The organism is Cellvibrio sp. PSBB023 (assembly GCF_002007605.1).
GTDB lineage: Bacteria > Pseudomonadota > Gammaproteobacteria > Pseudomonadales > Cellvibrionaceae > Cellvibrio.
This window is the reverse complement of record NZ_CP019799.1, coordinates 1,373,192-1,394,904: the sequence shown is the minus strand read 5'-3', so window position 1 is coordinate 1,394,904 and position 21,713 is coordinate 1,373,192. Positions and strand designations below refer to the sequence as shown.

Below are 21,713 nucleotides of genomic sequence, written 5' to 3'. Positions count from 1 at the left end.
CATAAATATGGATGGCGAAAAAAATCGTTTTGTACATGATTTGCGTAATCCGCTAAATACTATTTCTGTGAATGCTGAGTTGGGTAAATTAACGCTGGAGCGCACAGGGGACATTCGCAAAGCCATTAGTATCTTCGACACAATTCTGGCTGAATGCCGTCAGTGCAGTCAGTTGTTGGAAGGCTTGCAACATACCCGTTTTGTGCGCGATGAAAATAATAGCGAGATGCAGGAATGAGCGACGACGCCCTCCAAGGTAAGAGTTCATTCAATCAGTTTATTACCAACAAATTACCTAATTCCGTCTGGGTGATGGCGCTGGCGGCGGCAGTGACCTTTTTTGCGGTTAGCGCAGTCTTGGCTTATCGCTCCATTGATGTGATTACGCAAAACAATATCAGCATCAATAACACTTTACAGACCATTAACCTGATTAAGGACTTGAATCGGGAGCTCGTGGCGGCGGAGTCCAGTCAGCGCGGTTATTTACTGACGGGCGACCCGGAGTATTTGCAGCCTTATCATCAAACTCTTTCGGTGGTGGACGATTTGTTAACGCAGTTAGGCGACTCCACAGCTCGCTCGCCGGTGCAAACAAAACGTTTTGAATCCCTGCGTCATTATGTGCGTAATAAAATTGATGAAATGCAGCGGATTGTGGTGTTGACTAATCGCGAGGAAATTCGCGCAGCTATACGGCAAGTGAAAACTGACGAAGGTATTGAACTGATGCGCGCTATTTCCCAGCTACTGGGAGAGATGGAAAGCGAAGAGCTGTTGCTGTTGGAAAGCAATAAAGCTGTTGCCGCTGACAACCGCGAATTTATTCTCATGGCCTTATTGCTGGCCAACGGTATTGGGTTGCTGTTATCGCTGGGGGTTTTTTACACATGGTATCGCAATGCATCCCGTGTGGCGCAATTGAATTCCGCGCTGGCCGCTGCCAATGCCGAGTTGGAAGAAAAAGTGGGCATGCGTACCCAGGCCTTGTTGCAATATTCGGAGGAGCTACAACGCAGTAATCGCGAATTGGAAGAGTTTGCATTTGTGGCTTCGCACGATTTACAAGAGCCACTGCGAAAAATTCGCGCCTTTGGTGATCGCCTGCAACAAAAATTTTCTGCCGAATTAGGTGAAACGGGGGCAGATTATGTATTGCGTATGCAGGCGGCTTCCGGGCGTATGTCAGCGTTAATTGATGATTTGCTCAGCTTTTCCCGCGTAACCACCAAGCAGCGTCCCTTTGTGCCGGTGGATTTAAATAAGATCATGCACAGTGTGTTGGATGACCTGGATTATGCGATTGAAGAGAGCAGTGCCCAGGTGCATATAGACCCTTTGCCCACCATTGATGCCGATGGCTCGCAAATAGCGCAAGTGTTTATGAATTTAATGGCAAACAGCCTGAAATTCCATGCACCGGGCCATCGCCCTATAGTAACGGTAACCAGTGAAACGAATTTGGAATCGCCAATGGAAGGCGATGAACGGTGTTGGTGTCGTTTGCGTTTTGCTGATCAGGGCATCGGATTTGAGGCGCAGTATGCCGAGCGGGTATTCAGTTTATTTCAGCGATTGCATGGGCGCGATGAATATTCAGGCACGGGTATCGGTTTGGCACTGTGCCGCAAAATTGTCGAGCGCCATGGTGGCACTATTACGGCCCAGAGCGAGCCGGGTGAAGGTGCCGTATTCACACTCTTTTTACCTATGACACAAACCATTATCGAACCTCTGCAGGATCTGCTTGCAGATACTCCGTAGAGCTATATCGTTGTTTCAGACATCAAGGATTTACCCATGAATATTCCCAAAAAGACGCTAGTGATTTTAATGGCAGATGACGATGCCGATGATCGCTTGTTAGCGCAGGATGCCATGCACGAAAGCCGGGTGCTGAATGAATTGTATTTTGTGGAAGATGGTGTGCAGCTATTGCGTTATTTGCGCGGTGAGGGTGAATTTGCTGAGCGCACAACCTACCCAATGCCCGGGCTGATTTTGCTGGATTTGAATATGCCCAAAATGGATGGGCGTGAAGCCTTGGCAGAAATAAAAGCTGACCCCGGTTTGCGCCGTATTCCGGTTGTTATCCTGACCACCTCGAAAGCAGAAGAGGACATGGTGAAAGGTTATGACCTTGGTGCTGCCTCTTATATCACCAAACCTGTGACATTTGATGCACTGGTGGAGTTGATGCGCACCTTGGGCAAATATTGGGTGGAGTTTGTAGAGTTGCCATAATCACCTGCTGTGCGAGGTTGGTATGCAAAATGTAAAGCTGTTAATGATTGATGACGATGAAGATGACTTTTTTCTCGTCAAGGATTTGTTGACTGATATCAGCCAAACTTGTGTATTGGATTGGGCGCCCACTTATGAGGTCGGCCAGCAATTATTGCAGCAAGACCAACACGATTTGTGTTTGATGGATTACAAACTTGGCGCGCGCGACGGTATTGAGTTGCTAAAGTTTGCCCATGAAGTGGGATTTTCCGGCCCGGTTATTCTCTTAACTGGCATGCATCAAATTGAAGTGGATCGGCAAGCGTTACAAGCAGGGGCTGTGGATTATCTGGTGAAGTCCACACTCAGTGCCGAACAACTGGCTCGCGCCATTCGTTATGCCTTGGCGCGCCGCGACGTGGAGCGTGAGCGGGTAGAGCGGTTAAAAGCAGAGGCGGAGAACCGCTCAAAAAGTGAATTCCTCGCGCACCTCAGCCATGAATTGCGCACGCCTTTGTCTGCTATTTTGGGGTTTACCGAACTCCTGTTAACCAAAACAACAGATACAGACAATGCTGCGCATTTGCGAATAGTGCATCGCAACGGTAAACATTTACTCGGTTTGCTCAACGATATTCTGGATCTCTCGAAAATTGAAGCCGGAAAGTTAGAGCTGGAAAAACAGCCGGTATTGTTTGCTGCCTTTCTTACCGATATTTATTTTTTAATGCAGGGCGCTGCTGCCGATAAAAATTTACAACTGCGTATAGAAGCGCCCCAACCATTACCCGTCACTATTACGACAGACCCTATGCGCTTGCGCCAGATTCTGCTGAACCTCATGGGGAATGCGATTAAATTTACCCATCAAGGCGAGGTGTTGTTAACCATTGATTGGGTTTATGAAGACCAGAGCAATAAAATTCGTTTTTCCGTAAAAGATTCCGGCATTGGCATTTGTGAAGAAACACAGAAGGTGATTTTTGAACCTTTTGTGCAATCCAAAAATGCGCAAATACACCCGCGTGTAGGCACAGGTTTGGGACTTACCATCAGCAAACAATTGGTGGAACGCTTGGGCGGGCATATTCAGGTGAGTAGTCAGGTTGGTCTGGGCAGCGAATTCAGTTTTACCCTGGCGGTAGATGAGCTGGACTTGGCAGAAACCGCGCCTTTGTCATTAAACGTGGATAGGGTAACAGAGCAAACAGTGAGTGTTCCCAATTTTCGCGGGCGCGTATTGGTGGTGGATGACCTACGCGATATTCGCACACTGATCGGCCATTTTGTCCAGTTAACGGGGGCTGAGGTGATCTATGCGTCTGACGGCGCAGATGCAGTGCGTATTCTGCATGCTGAAAAAAACGCCGCTAATCCTGTTGATTTGGTGTTAATGGATATTCATATGCCGGTGATGGATGGCCATCAGGCAGCGCAACAATTGCGACGGGATGGCTTTAGTTTGCCATTGGTGGCATTGACTGCTGCGCACATGAAGGGCGATATGGATCGCTGTTTTGCCTCGGGTTTTACGGCGTATTTAGGCAAGCCACTGGATCAGGCCCGGCTCTACAATTGTCTGGCCCGGTTTTTAACACCTGCACCTAATCCTGTATCCGGTACATCGCAGGCAAAATCTATTTTAGTGGTTGAGGATGATGCGGATACGCTGGCTGCTATGACCGGTTTGTTGAGCTTATTGGGGTGGCAGGTATTCAGTGCACAATATGCCGCCGCTGCCTTGCGCCTGTTGGATGAGCATGACCTGCACAGTGTACTCATTGATTTGCACTTGCCTGATATGAATGGCTATGTGTGCGCTGCCCAGATTCGTGAGCGCAATGCCGATGTGCGCATTATTATCGCCAGCGGTGAAGCGGTGGATGCGCAGCGCGCGGCAGCAGCGGGTGTAACCGCGAGTTTATTAAAGCCTGTATCGCTGGCGCAGCTTGAGGCGATTTTGGCGTGAGTGGTTTTGTTTTTTTGTAGCTATCGCCAGGGTTTTGTAAAATTTGCAATACGGGCTCGGTATCATGGCGATGGATATATCCGGTTTTGTGCGTTAAACCCTGCTATTGCGCGGTTTTGCAAGGTTGGCACGTAATACGCAATGTATTAAGTGTTACTACAACAATGCATAGGGAGTATTTTTATGAATTTACTACAACGTGTATTTATCATCGCTTTGTTAGCTGTGCCCTTGGCCGCTTGTGACTCTAATGACGGGCCGGCAGAAAAGTTGGGCGAGGATGTTGATAAAGCGCTTGATGAAACCCGCGATAAATTGGATGACGCGGCAGATGAGATCAAGGATGGTATTGAGGATGCTTGCGAAAAAGCGTCCGACAAGAACTGCTAGCCTTCATCGGCAGTCTTGGCAAACAAAACCCCGTGTTGGCTATGCCAGCACGGGGTTTTTCGTTGTGGGAATTAACGGTGAGCGATGAGCGTTATTTTACCCAGTCAGCATCCAATTCAGAACTGAGCAAGGTGCCGCGCAGTGAATTGGTCAGCGCCTCTTCAATCAAAATATCGGCGAACTTGCCAATCAAATCGGCATTGTCGCTACGGAAATTAACAACGCGATTGTTTTCCGTTCGGCCACACAATTGACCTGGGTCTTTGCGCGAATAACCGGTCACCAAAATACGTTCGGTATTACCCACCATGCGGCGGCTGATCGCCATGGCTTGCTGGATCAGGCGATCCTGCAGGATTGCAAGGCGATGTTTTTTCACTTCTTCCGGTGTGTCATCGGGCAAATCTGCCGCCGGTGTGCCGGGGCGCGGGCTGTAGATGAAACTGTAAGAGGTATCAAAATCCATATCGTGGATCAGTTTCATCGTCGCTTCAAAATCGGCATCAGTTTCGCCGGGGAAGCCAATAATAAAATCGGAAGAGAAGCTGATATTCGGGCGATTCTTTTTAATGCGGCGCAGTTTGGATTTGTACTCCAGCGCGGTATGGCCGCGCTTCATTGCCATCAAAATACGGTCGGAGCCGCTCTGTACTGGCAAGTGCAAGTGGCTCACCAATTCGGGCACCTGGTTGTATACCTCAATCAGCGCATCGGTAAATTCTACGGGGTGGGACGTTGTGAAGCGAATGCGATCAATACCCTCAATAGAGGCGACATAGGTAATCAATTCGGCGAGGTCGATAAAGGTGCCGTCGGCCGTTGCCCCGCGATAGGCGTTTACGTTTTGGCCGAGCAGGTTGACTTCACGTACACCCTGTTGCGCCAAGTGGAGGATTTCCGCCATCACGTCTGCCACCGGGCGGCTGACTTCTTCGCCGCGAGTGTAGGGCACTACACAGAAGGTGCAGTATTTAGAGCAGCCTTCCATAATCGATACAAAGGCGCTTACGCCATCGGCATCGGGTTGGGGCAGGCGGTCAAACTTTTCGATCTCCGGGAAGCTGACATCCACCACGACTACGCCATTTTCGCGTTTGGTTTCCATCATTTCCGGCAGGCGATGCAGGGTTTGCGGGCCAAAAATCAGGTCCACATAGGGCGCTCGCTTGGCAATGGCATCACCTTCCTGGCTGGCCACACAGCCGCCTACGCCAATCACCAAATCGGGATTTTTCTTTTTCAGGTTTTTCCAGCGACCCAGTTCATGGAAGAGCTTTTCCTGGGCTTTTTCGCGGATTGAGCAGGTATTAATCAGGATAACGTCGGCTTCTTCCGGGTTCTCGGTTGGCACCATATTGTGCGATTCACCCAACAAATCCTTCATGCGCGAAGAATCGTACTCATTCATCTGGCAGCCATGGGTTTTGATATAGAGCTTTTTGATCGGCATTTCGGTGGTCGACATCTAATACTACCTGGGTAAAAAGTCTGATTAAAAAACATGCAAAAAAAGAAGGCGCGCATTATAGCTATCTTAGGGCCTAAAGCCTACACAAAAGCCCCTTGGCAATCGCGCCCGTGTTACCATGCGCGCCAATTTAGTGCCTTGCCGCCATGGTTTTTATTACCAGCATTTTTATTACAGCCTTCCTTTACTACAGGTACATCATGAAAAAGACGTTCAAACTCCAAGTCGAAGGTAAACATCCCGATCGTTTATTGGAGGCCATCAAGCACGAAGTGCGTAAATACGTGAAGCGCGAGCGCCGCAAAACCCTGCCAAAAGGTGTGGATTTCTGGGCGTTTGATTGCAAGTTCGGCGTCACCGCCGAGCAGGCCGAGGTGGTGCGTTTGGGTGAAATCACCAAAAAGATGGATGAAGTCAAAGCCGCAGGTGGCGAAAGCTTTTATGTGGAGATTATCGCCGCCCCGGGTATTCGCAAGCCGCGTGATGAAAACGGTGAATACGCTGATAATGACGATGATGGGTTTGATGAGTGATTGGTAAACCCAACCAATTTGGTGATGTAACACACTGCTATTTCAATATATGATCAGCATGCAAAGCACTTGCATTGCTTTAGTGGTTACACCTATCAAATATTAAACACCAAACAGGGTAGATTGGTTATGAAAAAATACTTCTCATTGCTCACCGCAATCGGATTGGGCTGTTTTAGCATTAGCAGTTATGCCGCGTTGATTACTTATAATGTCAACGCAAGCCCGAATCCAGGCTCAGTAGAAACGCTCAGCGTATTAACATACGATGCAAGTACCGGCGTCACTAGTACAGTATCAGATGCTGCCGTATATGGCAGCCTATCAGGTAGTGCAAGTTTTTCTCTTGATACTAGCGATTTAGGGTCAATGACCAAATTCTATCGAAGCCCTGATATCAATGACTTCTTTATGTTCATTGATGGCACCACACCAAATAATATTTTGTCTAATCAGGTGAACTTTCAAAATACGCAGTTGGGGGCGCCCATAGTATTTAATCGTGGCAGTAATGATCCAGGTATCTATACAAGCTTTGACTCTACCAGCAGTAACTTTTCGTTGAATTTGCAATTGAATGGATCTAGCCCGGTAAGAACTTACGGGGAAGATGGTAGTTATTCCGATTTTTACGATTATTTTTATACCTCTTTTTCTTTGGAAGGCGATTTAGCGCGCACTTCATTTGAAGACACTTTACTTGTAACAGGTTTTAATACTTTGGGTGGTGGTGGATGGCTTGCCCAGGGGCATTATCTGACAACTAACTATTTCGATGCGGATGGTTTCATTTTGAAATCAGATACGATACTCAATATGCAGCAATTTTATTTTTCTGCGAATGAGGTCAGTATAACCATTGACGATAACTCATCTGTTACCGTAACTGAACCTCAGGGCTTGTGGCTGATGGGTTTAGGATTGCTAGGGTTAGGTGTCTGTCGTCAACGACGCAAGCATATATAAAATTTTTTCCAATAAAAAAGCCGCACAGAGTTGCGGCTTTTTTATTGCCATCACATCCGCCGGGTTATTTCTTTTTGGGGCGGGTGGATGAGCCCAATTTACTGGCTGGGCGGGCATCTTTACTACCTTTGCGTACCGGTTTTTTGGCGGCGGTACGACTGCTGTTTGTGCCGGGCTTGCCCGGTTTGGCAAACGCTGATTTTTTCGGATCGCCTGCCCGTGATTTGGCGGGCTTTTTCTCTGTCAATTTCAACAGGCCACTTTTGGGTTTGGTAACCGTTTTTACAACCTGCTCAGTCACTTCAAAACCTTTGATTTTTTCTCGCCGGATTTTGGTGCCAATCACTTCTTCAATGAGCGAGATTTTGTGTTCTTCAGCGGGTGTAACCAATGAAATGGCCACCCCTTTCTGACCAGCGCGACCAGTGCGTCCCACGCGGTGAACATAGTCTTCGGTGAAGAACGGCAAGTCGAGGTTGACCACAAAATCCAGCCCCTGGATATCCAACCCGCGCGCGGCGACTTCGGTGGCCACTAATACTTGCAGCTTGTCTTCTTTGAATTCCTGCAGGGCGCGGCGACGTGAGCCCTGGGTCTTTTCGCTGTGAATGACCGCAGCATCCACCTTATCTTCTTTCAACGCTTTGTAGAGGTTTTCGGCTTCGTCGCGGGTACTGCTAAACACCATGACTTGATGCCAGTTTTGCTCGCGCAGCAAATGGATGAACAGCTCGTACTTGCGGGTGCTGTCCACTGGGTAGAGCACGTGATCCACGGTTTCAGCCACCGAGTTGCGCTTGGAGATGGAGATCAGGGTAGGGCGATTCATTGCCTGCTTGGCAAGGTTGGTTACCAGCGGTGAGCTGGTGGCCGAGAAAAACAGGGTTTGGTGCTTGCGCACAATACTGGTGAGTATGCCGTGCATATCGTTCACGAACCCCATATCCATCATGCGGTCAGCTTCGTCCAACACCACAAATTCGGTTTTGGCGAGGTTGATATTGCCTAGCTCCACATGCTCCTTCAGGCGCCCGGGAGTGGCGACCAGAATATCCACACCTGCGCGCAGTTTGGCGCTCTGGCCGGTGAGTTTGACCCCGCCATACACAGTAGCGATTTTGTAGGGCGTGAATTGGGCAAATTGCTGCATGGCGGCGGCAATTTGCTCTACCAGTTCGCGCGTTGGCGCCAGTATCAGGGTGCGTGCAAAACCGGCTTCGGTGTGTTTGGGTTTCTCCAGCATTTGCTGCAAGACCGGCAAGCTGTAGGCGGCGGTTTTACCCGTGCCGGTTTGCGCGGTCGCGAGCAGGTCTATACCGCGACGGGCAGCGGGAATCGCCTCCTGCTGGATGGGAGTTAGGGTTTTAAACCCGATGACTTTAATGGCGTGAAGCAGTTCCTGGGCAAGACCGAGCGAAGCAAAATTCATAAATAATCGACTGGGAAAGGTAAAAAAGTGGCGCGCAGTATACCGGTTAATGCTCCGCTCAGGGGGAATGGTCGCCTCTCTGGCACAAGATAACGAGTGTTTTATAACCAAAAGTGGCTTTAGGTGCCGTTTTTCCGCACTAAAGGTTCCTTCGTAAATTAGTAAGCTATGTATATTATATTTTTAGCTTGTTATGAGGATGGCTTATGAAACCGACCACCAATCCCCCGGATGCAGATACCGCATCGCTCGTTCCCGAATCATCGATAGCATCGCTCTTATCCGAACAGGAAAGCCTGGCGTTTTTACTGGCAGATTCGCTGCGTTTAACGCGACGCATTGCGGCGCCTTACTTTGAGCAGCACCAACTGACCCTGGCGCAAGTGCGCGCGCTTTTAGGGGTTTATCGCTGGCAGGGAATCCGGCAGGTGGATTTGGCAGATTTTATGGAGATTCAACCCATCAGTCTGGCTCGCCTGCTGGATCAGTTGGCGGCAAGTGGGCTGATTGAGCGCCGCCCCGACCCCAAGGATCGTCGCGCTTTCCAGCTTTATTTAACGCCGGCAGCGGCACCGGTGATTAGGTTGATCAATGCCGCCACCCGTGAATTCCAGCAGCGTGCGCTGGCAGGTTTCTCGCCTGCACAGGTGGAAGCGCTGTTTGTAGGCATGAATCAATTGCGCGACAACCTGACCGTACTTAATCGCACAGCAAGCAAAACATCAGTAGATTCCAATGAGGTATCCAATCATGAGTGATAAACAACCATCGCGCCGCCTGTTGCTGCTGGTGGTAATTCCCACCCTGGCGTTGTTCGCAGGGTTGATTATTTATCTGGTCGGTGGCCGTTATGCCACCACTGAAAATGCCTATACCAAGGCCGATGTCATCAGTGTTCGGCCACAGGTGGCAGGTGTAGTGAGCGAGCGACGGGTAGCAGAGAACGATCAGGTCAACGCCGGTGATCTGCTGTTTGTAGTGGACCCGGCTCCCTATCAGGTCGCCCTCGCCAAGGCCGGGGCCAAGCTCGATGAAGTGCGTACCAGTCTGGCGGCCTTACAAGCGAGCTATCGTGAAAAACAGTCGGAATTGCAATTGGCCCGCGAGAATCAGGACTATGCCACCCGCGAGCAAGCGCGTCAGGCCGATTTGGCCAGCCGCAAGCTGGTGGCAAAAGCCGCCTACGATGAAGTCAGTCATAACCGCCGTATCGCGGAGCAGCAGGTCATCACACTGGAGCGCGATTTGGCGCGCATCGCCGAATCATTGGGGGGCGATGTGGATTTGCCGCTGGAACAACACCCCAGTTACCGCGCCGCCATTGCCGAGGTTGAACAGGCGCAATTGAATCTGGGTTACACCCGCGTGGTGGCCGCGCGGGACGGTATTGTCACTAAACCACCAGAAGTGGGCGAGTTTTTACCTGTCGGCGCGGCAGCCATGTCGCTGGTAGCGAGCGATAACCTGTGGGTAGAGGCCAACTTTGTTGAAACCGATTTAACCCATGTGCGCGTAGGGCAGGTGGTTGATGTGACCCTGGATATCTACCCCGGGCGCGTTTGGCAGGGCGAAGTGCAAAGTATCAGCCCCGCAACGGGCGCCGAGTTCTCGGTTATTCCGGCGCAAAATGCCACGGGCAATTGGGTGAAAATCGCCCAGCGCGTACCAGTCCGCATTCGCTTGCAGCCCCAGGATGATGCACCACCCTTACAGGCTGGACTGAGCAGCCATGTGGCGATAGATACCCATTACAAACGTTCACTGTTCGGTATTTCCATTTAAGCCGGTAAGGGGTGAGGGGGATTCATGTCTAGTTCGACGGCTGTGGCCAAGGCGACAGCACCTGCCAGCCCGGCAACACCGGTGCTGCTAACGGTATCGGTCATGCTGGCGACCATTATGCAGGCGCTGGATACCACCATCGCCAATGTTGCCTTGCCCCATATGCAGGGCAGTATGTCTGCCACTCAGGATCAGATTTCCTGGGTATTAACTTCTTATATAGTCGCGGCCGCGATTTTCTTGCCACTGACCGGCTTTGTGGCGGATCGCTTTGGGCGCAAGCGCTTGTTTGTCTGGTCGGTTGTGGGCTTTACCATCGCTTCCATGCTCTGTGGTGCCGCACAAAACTTGCCCCAACTGGTGGGCTTCCGGCTGCTGCAGGGCATATTTGGCGCGGCTTTAGTGCCTTTATCGCAATCGGTATTACTGGATGCCTACCCGCGTGAAAAACACGGTTCCGCTATGGCGATGTGGGGCATGGGCGTGATGTTGGGGCCCATCCTCGGGCCGACACTGGGCGGTTGGTTAACGGAGCATTACAACTGGCGCTGGGTGTTTTACATCAACTTACCCTTGGGGATCTTGGCCCTGTTGGGCATTCTGACCTCGGTTAAGGAAACCACCATCAACCACGCGCGCCGCTTTGATTTACTGGGCTTTGCCTTCCTCAGTCTTGGGTTAGGCGCACTGCAAATGATGCTGGATCGCGGTGAGAGCCAGAACTGGTTTCACAGCCCGGAAATTATCACGGAAGCGATTCTCATGGCGCTCGGTTTTTACTGGTTTGTGGCCCATATCTTCACCCACCGCAATCCCTTTATCGAACCTGCCATTTTCAAGGATCGCAATTTTTCCGTCGCCATGGTGTTTATGTTTATCGTGGGCATTATTTTGTTGGCGACCATGGCCTTGCTGCCGCCTTTTTTACAGAACCTGATGGGCTACCCGGTGTTGGATGTTGGCATGCTCATGGCACCGCGCGGTGCCGGAGTGATGGTGGCGATGATGCTGGTCGGCCGCCTCTCTGGCAAAGTCGATCCCAGAAAGCTGATTTTCACCGGCTTGGTACTCACCGCGTTTTCGCTGTGGGAGATGACCCTGTTCAGCCTCGACAGCGCCGCGTGGGTGCTGGTTAGAACCAGCATAATCCAGGGGTTTGGCATAGGTTTGGTGTTTGCTCCGCTCACTACCATCGCCTTTTCCACCATGTCCGCCAGCTACCGCACAGAAGGCACAGCACTGTTTAGCCTCACGCGCAATATTGGCAGCAGCGTGGGAATCTCGGTGGTGATGGCGGAATTACAGCAAAATATCCAGCGTAACCACGCCGCCTTTGCCGATTACATCACCCCCTACAATCAGGCGCTGCTCAAGGTGGGCGAGAGCGGTTACTGGAATATTCACACCACCCAGGGCCTGGTGGCCATCAACAATGAAGTGCAGCGGCAGGCCGCAACCCTGGCCTATTTGCAGGACTTTCAGTTAATGATGTGGATTACCTTAGCTTCTCTGCCTCTGTTGTTACTGCTGCGCCGACCACCCAAAAACACCGCTACAGAGACCAACATCGCTATGGAATAACAGGCGCGTTCCGGCGGGTTGTATGGAAAATAAGCAAGTGGGGCGAGAATCGCCAAAAGGTGTGCTATTCTTCGCGCCCCTTGCCGGGGTTCGCCCGTCAAGAGGGGTGTGTTTTACCGCGTCCGTCCGGAACGCATTTCAGTAGAGAGTGTTATGGCAGTTAAACCTGTTTACAAAGTGATATTCCTCAACCAAAGCCAGGTATACGAGGTGTTTTGCTCGGCGATTTACCAGAGCGAAATGTATGGCTTTATCGAAATTGAAGAATTCGTGTTTGGTGAACGCAGCGGCTTGTTAATCGACCCCGCCGAAGAAAAGCTCAAAACCGAATTTGCGGGCGTCAAGCGCTCCTATATTCCCATGCATTCGATTGTGCGCATCGATGAAGTGGAAAAAGAAGGCCCCGCCAAAATTACCGAAGTCAAAGGCGGCAGCGACAAGATTGCCCAATTCCCCTACAGCGGTTTTATGCCTGGCCCCCAGTCGGGTGAATAATTTCCGCATTTCTCGCTACACTTGCTCGATAAGATCATCACTGTCGAGCAAGTATTATGCCCCCGGTTTTTTCCAGCCAGTTCAATAACAACCTGCACCTCGCCATCGATCAGGGCGGCCAAAGCACTCGCGTTGCCATTTACACCGCAGCTGGGCAGCAGATCTGTGCCTATTCTTCGCCCTGCGCCACACAACATTCACGCGCGGCCGATTCTGCCTACCCACACATTGAACAAAATGGTGCGGCAATTTTGGCGGGCATCCGCGATAGCCTTCACAGCATCCAGCAATATTTGGGAGCCGATGTGCAATATATTGCCAGCGCTGGTTTTGCAGGGCAGGGCTCGTCGTTGTTGTGTTGGAATAATCACACGGGCGATGCATTAACACCGGTACTGAGTTGGCAGGATATTCGCGGCGAACCTTATTTAGCGCAATTTCTCTTGGACAACCAAGAGCTACAACAATTAACCGGTTTGCGTTTATCACCCCATTATGGCGTGAGCAAAATGCGCTGGTGTTTGGAGCACAGCAGCGCCGTTATCGCCGCACAACACAATCACTGTTTAAGCATAGGGCCGATTGTCAGTTATTTATTCTGGCATCTGCTGGATCGACCACGCACACAACATACAAAATCCGTTATCGACCCCGGTCACGCCCAGCGCACGCTGTTGTGGAATTTGCAGCGCAATGAATGGGAATCAACGCTGTTAGAACATTTTAAAATTCCGCGCGCGGTATTACCGGAGTGTTTGCATCACAACAGCCACTTTGGCGATTTATTAGTGGGTGATCATTCCATACCTTTTACCGCCTGCGCACGCGATCAAGGTGCTTCATTATTCGCGCGCGGTTTGCCGCAAGCGGATTGTGTTTACATCAACATCGGCACCGGTGCGTTTATCCAACGCCTGAGTGACAAGTTGCAAGCGCCAGACGGTTTATTAGTCAGCCCGCTATGGTTTCCTGAATCCAAACATCAACAGACATTCTACGCATGGGAAGCCACAGTCAATGGCGCAGCCGCTGCCATCGATTTTATGCAAGAGCAAACCGGCCTCGCCATAACACCGGCAAACATAAACGCTGCACTGGAATTAAATCCGGCGGGCGATTGTTATTTATTAAATGCGGTTGGCGGTTTAAGTGCGCCTTATTGGCGAACCGATTTGCAATCGCACTTCAGCCAAGGCTTATCGCCACAAGAAAAAATCCTCGCCTGGATCGAGTCAGTTATTTTTCAAATTGTTATCAATGTGCAATTAATGAATTCACTCGGGCCGGTACAAAAAATTATTATCAGCGGCGGCTTCAGCAAAGCCGGTGCCGTCTGCCAAAAAATAGCAGACCTCACTCGTGCCAACATTCACCGCAGCGACAACGCCGATGCAACCTTGCAAGGCACCGCCTGCATGGCCGCTGGCTTACCCGAAAGCTGGAAGCCCCTTATACAGGAAGATGTGTTTGTACCTCAGGAGAATCCGGTTTTGTTGCAGCGCTTTGCGTGTTGGCAGGGGGCGATGCAGCAGTGGCTCAGTACATGATTTAAAAATAGCACGCAAACAAATGGAATGACGCAGGCGTGAAAATTGTGGTAGCGTTGAAAAAAGCATAACCACATGGAGTGCACATGGAAAAAACTATCACTCACCAGCGCTTTCAATTGCTCGAATTACTCGCCTATTGGGAAGGGCGAGTAAACGCGAAAGATCTGGAAAGTTATTTTAAGCTCAGCCGACAGCAAAGCAGTGCGGACATCAATCGCTACAAACAGCAATTGCCCAACAACCTGCATTACTGCACCTCGCACAAGGCCTATTTACCCACTGCAACATTTACTCCCCGCTATATCTCCACTCGCCCGGACGAATATCTCCACTGGTTTCATTCCGGTCACCTCAGTACAGGCGAGCGTCAATTGCCTGTTTATGGCATATCACTATCAGAAAACCTGCAATTACCCGCACGCAAAATTGCACCGGAAATAATGCGCGGTCTTGTCGCTGCTATGCGCCAACAAAAACGTATAGATGTGGATTACGTTTCATTGAATAACCCTAATCGCGAGGGCCGCACCATCGCCCCGCACAGTTTTATCAATACCGGTTTGCGTTGGCATTTGCGTGCGTGGTGTGAAAAATCTGAGGACTATCGCGATTTTGTACTCAGCCGTTTTCGCGGTGTACCCTTATTGCGCGATAAAACCCAACACACTACCGAACAAGATTACGGCTGGAACACCCTCGTCACCATCATCCTGCAACCCGACCCTCGTTTAAGCCCGGCAAAATGCGAAGTGCTGGAAAACGACTATCAAATGCAAAACGGCCAATTGCACATCACCACCAAAGGTTGCTTGGTTCAATATTTACTCCGCGAAATGCAAGTCAGCACCAAAATGCTGGACGGTACTCCCGAAGCCCAGCAATTGATATGTGTCAACTTACTGGACATAAAAGAGTGGTTGTTTGAGGGGTAATACCCTGTAATTGCCAAAAGCCTCTACAGTCTGTTTACCTGTGTTTTTGTGCAGTCTTGCTAACTATTTTGATGTGTGTAAAGTCAGCCTGTGCGAACAGCAGTGAATGAGGAAAGCAGTGGAAAGTTATTTTCAGTATTGGGGTAAAGCAAAAAAAGACCCGCAGGCCGAAGGGCCTGATTATCACTTGTTGCCATACCATTGTTTGGATGTGGCGGCGGTGGGTTATTCATTGCTCGATCCTGAAAAGCTACTATGCAAGCACTTGGCTACTCAATTAAATGTTGATCCTCGGTGGTTACAATCGTGGTTTTGCTTTTGTTTGATGCTGCATGATTTAGGGAAGTTCTGCCGCGCATTTCAGAATCTCGCACCAAATCTATCCTCTTCACTTGTGCCTTTTGATAATAATTGTATTTATGACAAAAGGCATGACACGCTCGGTTTCGCTTTATGGGTGAACGTTTTAAATAAAAAAATGATGCAGTCAATCCCTGCCGAATATTCTCGTATTTTTGAGGGGTGGTTAGAGGTTGTGTGCGGTCATCATGGAAAGCCGCCGGAAAGTTTACGGGTTATTAAACCTTACCTGTTGGAAGAAGATGAAATAGCTGCAGAGCAGTTTGTTGCAGATGTTATTGCGCAATGGATGCCTGACCTGACGCCATTACAGTCAGTTGATAAAAAAATCTTTAAGCAAGTCTCATGGCAATTTGCGGGATTGGCTGTTTTGGCGGATTGGTTAGGTTCCAATCAGGCGGTTTTTAAATACTGTGTTGAGTCAATGCCACTCAAAGACTACTGGGAAACCAGAGCGTTACCTAAAGCAGTTGAGGCGGTTGAGCTTGCGGGTATCGGTAATAGGCTTGTTAATCCATTTGTATCCATTCGCCAACAGTTCGATTTCATTAAAAGCCCAACGCCCTTGCAGGCTTATGCGCAAACTGTTGAGTTGGGGCAAGCTCCGCAGCTATTTATTCTTGAGGATGTTACCGGCGCAGGGAAAACCGAGGCTGCCATGGTGTTGGTACATAGGTTGATGGCGGCAGGCTTGGCAAGTGGTTTATATGTTGGTTTGCCGACTATGGCGACGGCTAATGCTATGTACAAGCGCATGTCGGAAAGTTATCGCAGCTTATACGCTGAACAAGAATTGCCTTCTTTGGTCTTGGCTCATGGTGCCAGTAAATTATCAAAAGCTTTTAGTGATTCAGTTGCTTTATTGACACAGACAGACGACAAAAATTATGAAGCCAATGAGTTGTCGGCCAGCGCTTATTGCAATCATTGGTTGGCTGATAGCCGCAAAAAAGCTTTATTGGCTGATGTAGGTGTCGGCACCATTGATCAAGCTTTATTGGGTGTTTTACCAGCGCGCCATCAATCCCTACGTTTATTGGGTTTAACGAATAAGGTATTGCTAGTGGATGAGGTTCACGCCTTTGATCCCTATATGCGTAGCTTGTTGGTGGCTTTGTTGCAGGCACATGCCGCGCAAGGTGGCAGTGTTATTTTGCTTTCTGCGACATTGCCCTATCGTTTTCGTAGTGAGCTAACCGGGGCCTTTGCGCGAGGTGCAAGTTTGTTAGCCCCAGAGTTAAATGAGCAAGCCACTTACCCTTGGGTGACTCAATTAAGTAAAGAAAATTTTCAGGAGTCACCTGTTGCTTCTCGTAAAAGTGTTGAGCGGCGTGTGGCTGTGCAACGTTTGAATAATGAAGATGAAGCCTTTGCGTTAATTCAGAAAATGGTGGAGCAGGGGCGGTGTGTATGTTGGATTCGTAATACTGTTAAAGATGCGCGCAATGCTTATCAGTATTTGCAAAGCCAATCGTGGAGAGAGCCGGAAAAACTCAGTTTATTTCACAGCCGTTATGTAATGGTTGATCGTCAAATGGTTGAGTCGGATGTGTTGCGACGCTTCGGTAAGATCTCAAAAGCAGCGGATCGCGCAGGGCAGATTCTCATCGCTACTCAAGTTGTAGAACAAAGCTTGGATTTGGATTTTGACGTAATGGTTAGCGACTTGGCGCCAGTTGATTTATTAATCCAGCGAGCAGGCCGGTTGCAGCGTCATATCAGAACTATGCAGGGCGAGCCTTTAATCGGTGAGGATGCACAAGAGCAGCGTGAGCCGCCTTGCTTGTGGCTTTTATCGCCCGATCCGGCACAGGTTGCAGATAGCCAATGGTTGCGTGGCTTGTTGCCCGGCACCCAAGCGGTTTATCCCAATGTTGGCCAGCTTTGGCTAACCACCAAAGTGCTGTTAAAAAATGATGGTTTTTCCATGCCGCAGGATGCCCGCGAATTGATTGAGGGGGTTTATAGCGACGATGCTCAAGATGAAATTCCCAATGAATTAACAGCGGCGAGCAAAAAAGCCGAAGGCGAACAGCGAGCTGAGGCTGGTATGGGCAATTTTAATCAGCTGAAGTTGGATAAGGGTTACACCCAAGCGAGCGCTATTCACAATGGCGGCTGGAGTGAGGAGGTCAATATCCCCACGCGTTTGGGTGGCGATACGGTGACCTGTGTGTTGGTAAAACAGGGTGATGATGGTAATTGGGTTGCCTATGCGGGCGATGTTCCGCACAAGTGGGCATTAAGCCAATTGAGTTTACCCAAGGCTGAGTGGGAGCAGGCTAAGAAGCTGATTCCAAAGGGTTTGATGGAGTCTTTGGAGCAGCTCAAAGAGCGTGAAGTGAGTCTGCGGTGGGTAGAGCTAATACCCCTTATTCAGGGTGCTGAGTGTTTGTATCGGGCTGTAGATGGATGGTTGGGGGTAAAAAATCCCCACGAAGGTGGGGAACGTATTTGAAAAACCCGTATGTACGGTTCATCTCTGAAAGTCTCCAGAGAACGGTTTTGATCATACAGGTTATTTCCAATAAGATAAAATAAAAAACCCGTATGTACTTTACAAAAATAATGATCCTGGTTATCTTGTATTCAACTTGATGACGGAGGGTCGTGTTATGGCGCAATTGTTTCAGTCTCTATTACAGCTTTTTGAGCAGTTAAATCAACTTTCACCGTCTGCGAGCGCTTTAGTTGCACTGGCGTTGATCTTTGGGGTTGTGGCTGGGATGGCGTTGATATTTGGCATCTTAGTAATATCGAAAAACAAGGCATGACATAGAGGAGGTGTGATGAACTTAATCAATGATCCGTGGATACCCGTTATTCATGCGGATGGACAAAGGGGCAAAATTGCGCCCTGGCAACTAACTGATACAGGAAATTCAGTGGTGGAGCTGGCTGCCCCAAGGCCAGATTTTCAGGGGGCTTTGTATCAGTTTTTAATTGGACTTTTGCAAACCAGCTTTGCGTCCGAGGATGAAGACGAGTGGCTAAAGTATTGGCAGGCTCCGCCCAGTACCGAGCAACTAAAAGAGGTGCTGGCACCTTTCTCCGGCGCCTTTGAATTTTTTAACCCGCAAGGCTTGGCTTTTCTGCAGGACTTTACAGTTCTGGATGATGAGCCCAAGGAATTGGCGGCTTTGTTAATAGATGCCCCCGGCGGTAAAACCCTTAAAGACCATCTCGATCACTTTGTAAAAGGTGGCACGCTGGCAGGTGCTTGCGCCAGTTGTACCGCGAGCGCCTTATTTACGTTACAAACTAATGCGCCCTCGGGCGGGGTGGGGCATCGCGTTGGATTGCGTGGTGGTGGCCCATTAACGAGCTTGTTGCTGCCCGAAAGCGCTCATGCGAGTTTGTGGCAAAAACTGTGGTTGAACGTGTTAACTGAAGAAGAATTAGCCCCCAAAGCTCACACACCCAGTGGTGATATTTTCCCTTGGATGGCTGCTACCCGAGTGTCCGACAAAACTGGCGGCGCAACCCTGCCTGATGATGTTCATCCGCTACAAATGTATTGGGGTATGCCGCGACGTATTCGCCTTGAGCCAACCCAAGGCGCAGGCGTGTGTGATTTATGTGGCGATGCTTGCACTGAATTATTTTCCCATTTCCGCACCAAGAATTACGGTGTGAACTATGAAGGTCCCTGGGTTCATCCCTTAACACCCTATCGCTTTGATCCAAAAAATGAACAACCGCCACTCAGCCTTAAAGGTCAGCAGGGCGGCTTGGGCTATAGGCATTGGTTGGGGCTTATGTGGGCAGATCCGAGTAATGGTGATGCAGCTGCCTTGAGCATCAAGCATTTTTACGACAGCAAACTGCGCGTATTGGATTCATGCGATGCGGTAAAACTGTGGAGCTTTGGTTATGACATGGACAACATGAAAGCCCGCTGCTGGTACGAGCAGACCATGCCAGTTATTGCTATCGGCGAAGAATATAGGGAGCTATTTTTTAAGCTGGTTTCTGATCTGCTTAATAGCGCAAGAGATGTAATTAAAGAATTGCGTTCACAAGTAAAGTCCGGTTGGTTTAGTCGCCCTAAGGATGTTAAAGGCGATACCAGCATGATTGATCAATCCTTCTGGCAAGCTACAGAACCTGTTTTCTATCAGCAATTAAAAATACTCGCTGAACAGCCCAGTAACACCCGCACTATGCCTGCAAGCGTGGCCGCTACTTGGCGAAAACTTATGTTTAACCAAGCCTTGACGTTATTTGACTACTGGGTGTTAGAGGGCGATGCGGAAGACATGGACATGAAGCGAATTACCAGTGCGCGCCGATTTTTATTAATTAACTTGGGCAAGTTAAAAAGCCTGCAACATTTAGAGCAGTTGGCAGCTACAACAGAGGAGGTGGCGTAATGATTAAGTTAAAAAAAATCAGCGAAGAGGATGCAAGCTGTTTAAAGCGCTGGTGGGCAGGGCTGGATGATAAGCGTGGTGATCGTGCCCAATTGCGCCGTGCGGCTAATGCGGATGATGTGCTGTTAACTTCGGCATTTGCACATTTTCTCCAGGCTATGCCAGAAACTTGGGGTACAGGTTCAACCGGTAAAGGAGTTGTGCTTTCTATTTCTGAAATCGCGCTGATTGCAGCAGTTTTAGCGCGGGTAAAAAGCGAACCACAAAAAGCAGATGTTAGCTTTGCTAAATCGCTAGCGCTGCCGAAAGAGGCGGGTGGTAAAGCTGCTATGAGTGAGCTGCGTTTTCAGCAATTACAAAAAAGCCGTTCACCGGAAGATTTTTTTACCCGCGTTTGTCGGGCGGTAAATCTGTTGGGAGGTAAAGCCAATATCGCCTCGCTGGCCGACGACATCGCCCATTGGTTAATCGAATTTCGCACTGGCCCCGCCAGTAAACCCGAAGACCGCTTGGCGGTTCGTTGGGCCAGTGATTACTACGCCGCATTTAAAGACTAATTCTAATTTCACAAGGAGCTATACCATGACTAATCAAGAAAACCGTTTTTTACAATTACATTTACTTACTTCTTATCCTCCTGCCAATTTAAACCGCGATGATTTAGGGCGCCCCAAGACAGCCAAAATGGGTGGAGTGGATCGCCTGAGGGTTTCATCGCAAAGTTTAAAGCGTACTTGGCGCACGTCGGATTTGTTTCAAGATGCTTTGCATGGACATGTGGGGGTTCGCTCAAAAATGCTTGGTGTAAATGTATACCAGCAGTTATTGGCAGGCGGCATAGTAGATAAAAAAGCCAAAACCTGGGCACAGGCTATTGCAGGGCAATTTGGAAAGCTCAAAAAAGAAGACGCAAATAACCCTTTTAATGACTTGGAGATTGAGCAGTTAGTGCATGTCAGTCAAGCCGAACAAACAGTTATTGATAGTTTGGTGAAAACGTTAATTGCCGAACAGCGGGCGCCCGAAGAAAACGAATTAACTATATTGCGCGCAAGCGAAATGGCAGCAGACATTGCTTTGTTTGGTCGTATGTTGGCTTCCAAACCTTCATTTAATGTTGAGGCCGCTTGCCAAGTTGCCCACGCTATTTCTGTTCACGGTGTGGTGATTGAAGACGATTACTTTACTGCGGTAGATGATTTGAATGATCACAATGAGGATGCGGGTGCAGCGCACATTGGCGAAACGGGTTTTGCTGCAGGCCTGTTTTATTCCTACATCTGCATCAATAAAGAGCTGCTTATCGAAAACCTTAATGGCGATAAAGCACTCGCCGACAAAGCGATTCAAGCCCTAACCGAAGCGGCGATTAAAGTGGCGCCTGCGGGCAAACAAAACAGTTTTGGCAGCCGCGCTTATGCGTCCTATGTTCGTGCTGAGCTGGGCAATCAACAGCCGCGTTCGTTGTCTGTCGCCTTCTTAAAACCCTTGGGTAAAAATGCAGAAGATTATGCGGCTGAATCTATTGCCGCGTTGGAATTACAAGCAGCTAATTTTGATAAAGTTTATGGCAATTGCAGTGATGCGTCTTACAAGCTCAATGCGATAACAGCGGAAGGCAGCATGAGTGAGTTACTTGAATTTGTAACTCACTAGGAG

20 protein-coding genes are annotated in these 21,713 nt (G+C 49.4%); 18 read left to right on the top strand and 2 right to left on the bottom strand.

Features of this window, described 5'->3' with window-relative positions; genetic code table 11:
• Positions 1-7 precede the first annotated feature (7 nt).
• The 5 genes from B0D95_RS06205 (at position 8) to B0D95_RS06185 (ending at position 4,585) form a co-directional block, all read left to right on the top strand.
• Positions 8-238, top strand: coding sequence for a histidine kinase dimerization/phospho-acceptor domain-containing protein (locus tag B0D95_RS06205; protein WP_078043086.1), 231 nt, complete (start codon positions 8-10; stop codon positions 236-238).
• On the top strand, positions 235-1,764 hold the full coding sequence (locus B0D95_RS06200) for a CHASE3 domain-containing protein (RefSeq protein WP_078043085.1): 1,530 nt from the start codon (positions 235-237) through the stop codon (positions 1,762-1,764). Before B0D95_RS06205 ends, B0D95_RS06200 begins: the two co-directional genes overlap by 4 nt.
• 36 nt (positions 1,765-1,800) lie before the next feature.
• Positions 1,801-2,244 carry a response regulator gene (locus B0D95_RS06195; protein WP_078043084.1) on the top strand — a complete coding sequence of 148 codons (444 nt, stop codon included), beginning with the start codon at positions 1,801-1,803 and terminating at the stop codon, positions 2,242-2,244.
• Between the two features lie 22 nt (positions 2,245-2,266).
• Positions 2,267-4,195 (top strand): response regulator, encoded by a 1,929-nt coding sequence (locus B0D95_RS06190; RefSeq protein ID WP_078043083.1) that lies wholly within the window; start codon positions 2,267-2,269, stop codon positions 4,193-4,195.
• A 183-nt stretch (positions 4,196-4,378) separates the two neighbouring features.
• Positions 4,379-4,585, top strand: a complete 207-nt coding sequence (locus tag B0D95_RS06185) for a hypothetical protein (RefSeq protein ID WP_078043082.1) — start codon at positions 4,379-4,381, stop codon at positions 4,583-4,585.
• 91 nt (positions 4,586-4,676) lie between these two features.
• Here the strand turns inward: B0D95_RS06185 and miaB are convergent, their stop codons facing one another.
• On the bottom strand, positions 4,677-6,050 hold the full coding sequence (miaB, locus tag B0D95_RS06180; protein WP_078043081.1) for a tRNA (N6-isopentenyl adenosine(37)-C2)-methylthiotransferase MiaB: 1,374 nt from the start codon (positions 6,048-6,050) through the stop codon (positions 4,677-4,679).
• Positions 6,051-6,253: 203 nt separating this feature from the next.
• On the opposite strand from miaB, the gene B0D95_RS06175 reads away from it, so the two are divergent.
• Complete coding sequence (locus B0D95_RS06175) at positions 6,254-6,586, top strand: DUF6172 family protein (RefSeq protein ID WP_078043080.1); 333 nt, start codon at positions 6,254-6,256, stop codon at positions 6,584-6,586.
• 129 nt (positions 6,587-6,715) lie between these two features.
• Positions 6,716-7,552, top strand: a complete 837-nt coding sequence (locus B0D95_RS06170) for a hypothetical protein (RefSeq protein ID WP_078043079.1) — start codon at positions 6,716-6,718, stop codon at positions 7,550-7,552.
• A 64-nt stretch (positions 7,553-7,616) separates the two neighbouring features.
• Here B0D95_RS06170 and B0D95_RS06165 read toward each other — a convergent pair whose 3' ends face one another.
• The gene (locus tag B0D95_RS06165; RefSeq protein WP_078043078.1) at positions 7,617-8,981 is read right to left on the bottom strand and encodes a DEAD/DEAH box helicase; all 1,365 of its coding nucleotides are present in this window, start codon (positions 8,979-8,981) and stop codon (positions 7,617-7,619) included.
• Positions 8,982-9,187: 206 nt separating this feature from the next.
• Between B0D95_RS06165 and B0D95_RS06160 the strand changes: the two genes are divergently transcribed.
• From B0D95_RS06160 to cas7e, 11 genes are all read left to right on the top strand, one after another.
• Positions 9,188-9,739: a MarR family winged helix-turn-helix transcriptional regulator gene (locus B0D95_RS06160; protein WP_078043077.1), complete on the top strand. Its 552-nt coding sequence runs from the start codon at positions 9,188-9,190 to the stop codon at positions 9,737-9,739.
• Complete coding sequence (locus tag B0D95_RS06155) at positions 9,732-10,763, top strand: HlyD family secretion protein (RefSeq protein ID WP_210403687.1); 1,032 nt, start codon at positions 9,732-9,734, stop codon at positions 10,761-10,763. Before B0D95_RS06160 ends, B0D95_RS06155 begins: the two co-directional genes overlap by 8 nt.
• 24 nt (positions 10,764-10,787) lie before the next feature.
• Positions 10,788-12,344, top strand: coding sequence for a DHA2 family efflux MFS transporter permease subunit (locus B0D95_RS06150; RefSeq protein ID WP_078043075.1), 1,557 nt, complete (start codon positions 10,788-10,790; stop codon positions 12,342-12,344).
• Between the two features lie 153 nt (positions 12,345-12,497).
• Positions 12,498-12,839, top strand: a complete 342-nt coding sequence (locus B0D95_RS06145) for a DUF1820 family protein (RefSeq protein WP_078043074.1) — start codon at positions 12,498-12,500, stop codon at positions 12,837-12,839.
• Between the two features lie 56 nt (positions 12,840-12,895).
• The gene (locus B0D95_RS06140; protein WP_078043073.1) at positions 12,896-14,386 is read left to right on the top strand and encodes an FGGY family carbohydrate kinase; all 1,491 of its coding nucleotides are present in this window, start codon (positions 12,896-12,898) and stop codon (positions 14,384-14,386) included.
• Between the two features lie 86 nt (positions 14,387-14,472).
• On the top strand, positions 14,473-15,321 hold the full coding sequence (locus B0D95_RS06135; RefSeq protein ID WP_078043072.1) for a YafY family protein: 849 nt from the start codon (positions 14,473-14,475) through the stop codon (positions 15,319-15,321).
• 106 nt (positions 15,322-15,427) lie between these two features.
• Positions 15,428-18,139 (top strand): CRISPR-associated helicase/endonuclease Cas3, encoded by a 2,712-nt coding sequence (locus B0D95_RS06130; protein ID WP_078043071.1) that lies wholly within the window; start codon positions 15,428-15,430, stop codon positions 18,137-18,139.
• Positions 18,140-18,296: 157 nt separating this feature from the next.
• Entirely contained in the window at positions 18,297-18,455 is a 159-nt protein-coding gene (locus B0D95_RS20540; protein ID WP_168172410.1) for a hypothetical protein, read from the top strand.
• A gap of 15 nt (positions 18,456-18,470) precedes the next feature.
• Positions 18,471-20,054, top strand: a complete 1,584-nt coding sequence (gene casA / locus B0D95_RS06125; protein ID WP_078043070.1) for a type I-E CRISPR-associated protein Cse1/CasA — start codon at positions 18,471-18,473, stop codon at positions 20,052-20,054.
• On the top strand, positions 20,054-20,611 hold the full coding sequence (gene casB / locus B0D95_RS06120; RefSeq protein ID WP_078043069.1) for a type I-E CRISPR-associated protein Cse2/CasB: 558 nt from the start codon (positions 20,054-20,056) through the stop codon (positions 20,609-20,611). Before casA ends, casB begins: the two co-directional genes overlap by 1 nt.
• 25 nt (positions 20,612-20,636) lie before the next feature.
• The gene (gene cas7e, locus B0D95_RS06115) at positions 20,637-21,710 is read left to right on the top strand and encodes a type I-E CRISPR-associated protein Cas7/Cse4/CasC (protein WP_078043068.1); all 1,074 of its coding nucleotides are present in this window, start codon (positions 20,637-20,639) and stop codon (positions 21,708-21,710) included.
• Positions 21,711-21,713 lie beyond the last annotated feature (3 nt).

Coding starts and splice junctions, on each gene's coding strand:
- B0D95_RS06205 (WP_078043086.1), top strand. CDS start 8: ATGGATGGCGAAAAAAATCGTTTTGTACATGATTTGCGTAATCCGCTA.
- B0D95_RS06200 (WP_078043085.1), top strand. CDS start 235: ATGAGCGACGACGCCCTCCAAGGTAAGAGTTCATTCAATCAGTTTATT.
- B0D95_RS06195 (WP_078043084.1), top strand. CDS start 1,801: ATGAATATTCCCAAAAAGACGCTAGTGATTTTAATGGCAGATGACGAT.
- B0D95_RS06190 (WP_078043083.1), top strand. CDS start 2,267: ATGCAAAATGTAAAGCTGTTAATGATTGATGACGATGAAGATGACTTT.
- B0D95_RS06185 (WP_078043082.1), top strand. CDS start 4,379: ATGAATTTACTACAACGTGTATTTATCATCGCTTTGTTAGCTGTGCCC.
- miaB (WP_078043081.1), bottom strand. CDS start 6,050: ATGTCGACCACCGAAATGCCGATCAAAAAGCTCTATATCAAAACCCAT.
- B0D95_RS06175 (WP_078043080.1), top strand. CDS start 6,254: ATGAAAAAGACGTTCAAACTCCAAGTCGAAGGTAAACATCCCGATCGT.
- B0D95_RS06170 (WP_078043079.1), top strand. CDS start 6,716: ATGAAAAAATACTTCTCATTGCTCACCGCAATCGGATTGGGCTGTTTT.
- B0D95_RS06165 (WP_078043078.1), bottom strand. CDS start 8,981: ATGAATTTTGCTTCGCTCGGTCTTGCCCAGGAACTGCTTCACGCCATT.
- B0D95_RS06160 (WP_078043077.1), top strand. CDS start 9,188: ATGAAACCGACCACCAATCCCCCGGATGCAGATACCGCATCGCTCGTT.
- B0D95_RS06155 (WP_210403687.1), top strand. CDS start 9,732: ATGAGTGATAAACAACCATCGCGCCGCCTGTTGCTGCTGGTGGTAATT.
- B0D95_RS06150 (WP_078043075.1), top strand. CDS start 10,788: ATGTCTAGTTCGACGGCTGTGGCCAAGGCGACAGCACCTGCCAGCCCG.
- B0D95_RS06145 (WP_078043074.1), top strand. CDS start 12,498: ATGGCAGTTAAACCTGTTTACAAAGTGATATTCCTCAACCAAAGCCAG.
- B0D95_RS06140 (WP_078043073.1), top strand. CDS start 12,896: ATGCCCCCGGTTTTTTCCAGCCAGTTCAATAACAACCTGCACCTCGCC.
- B0D95_RS06135 (WP_078043072.1), top strand. CDS start 14,473: ATGGAAAAAACTATCACTCACCAGCGCTTTCAATTGCTCGAATTACTC.
- B0D95_RS06130 (WP_078043071.1), top strand. CDS start 15,428: ATGAGGAAAGCAGTGGAAAGTTATTTTCAGTATTGGGGTAAAGCAAAA.
- B0D95_RS20540 (WP_168172410.1), top strand. CDS start 18,297: ATGGCGCAATTGTTTCAGTCTCTATTACAGCTTTTTGAGCAGTTAAAT.
- casA (WP_078043070.1), top strand. CDS start 18,471: ATGAACTTAATCAATGATCCGTGGATACCCGTTATTCATGCGGATGGA.
- casB (WP_078043069.1), top strand. CDS start 20,054: ATGATTAAGTTAAAAAAAATCAGCGAAGAGGATGCAAGCTGTTTAAAG.
- cas7e (WP_078043068.1), top strand. CDS start 20,637: ATGACTAATCAAGAAAACCGTTTTTTACAATTACATTTACTTACTTCT.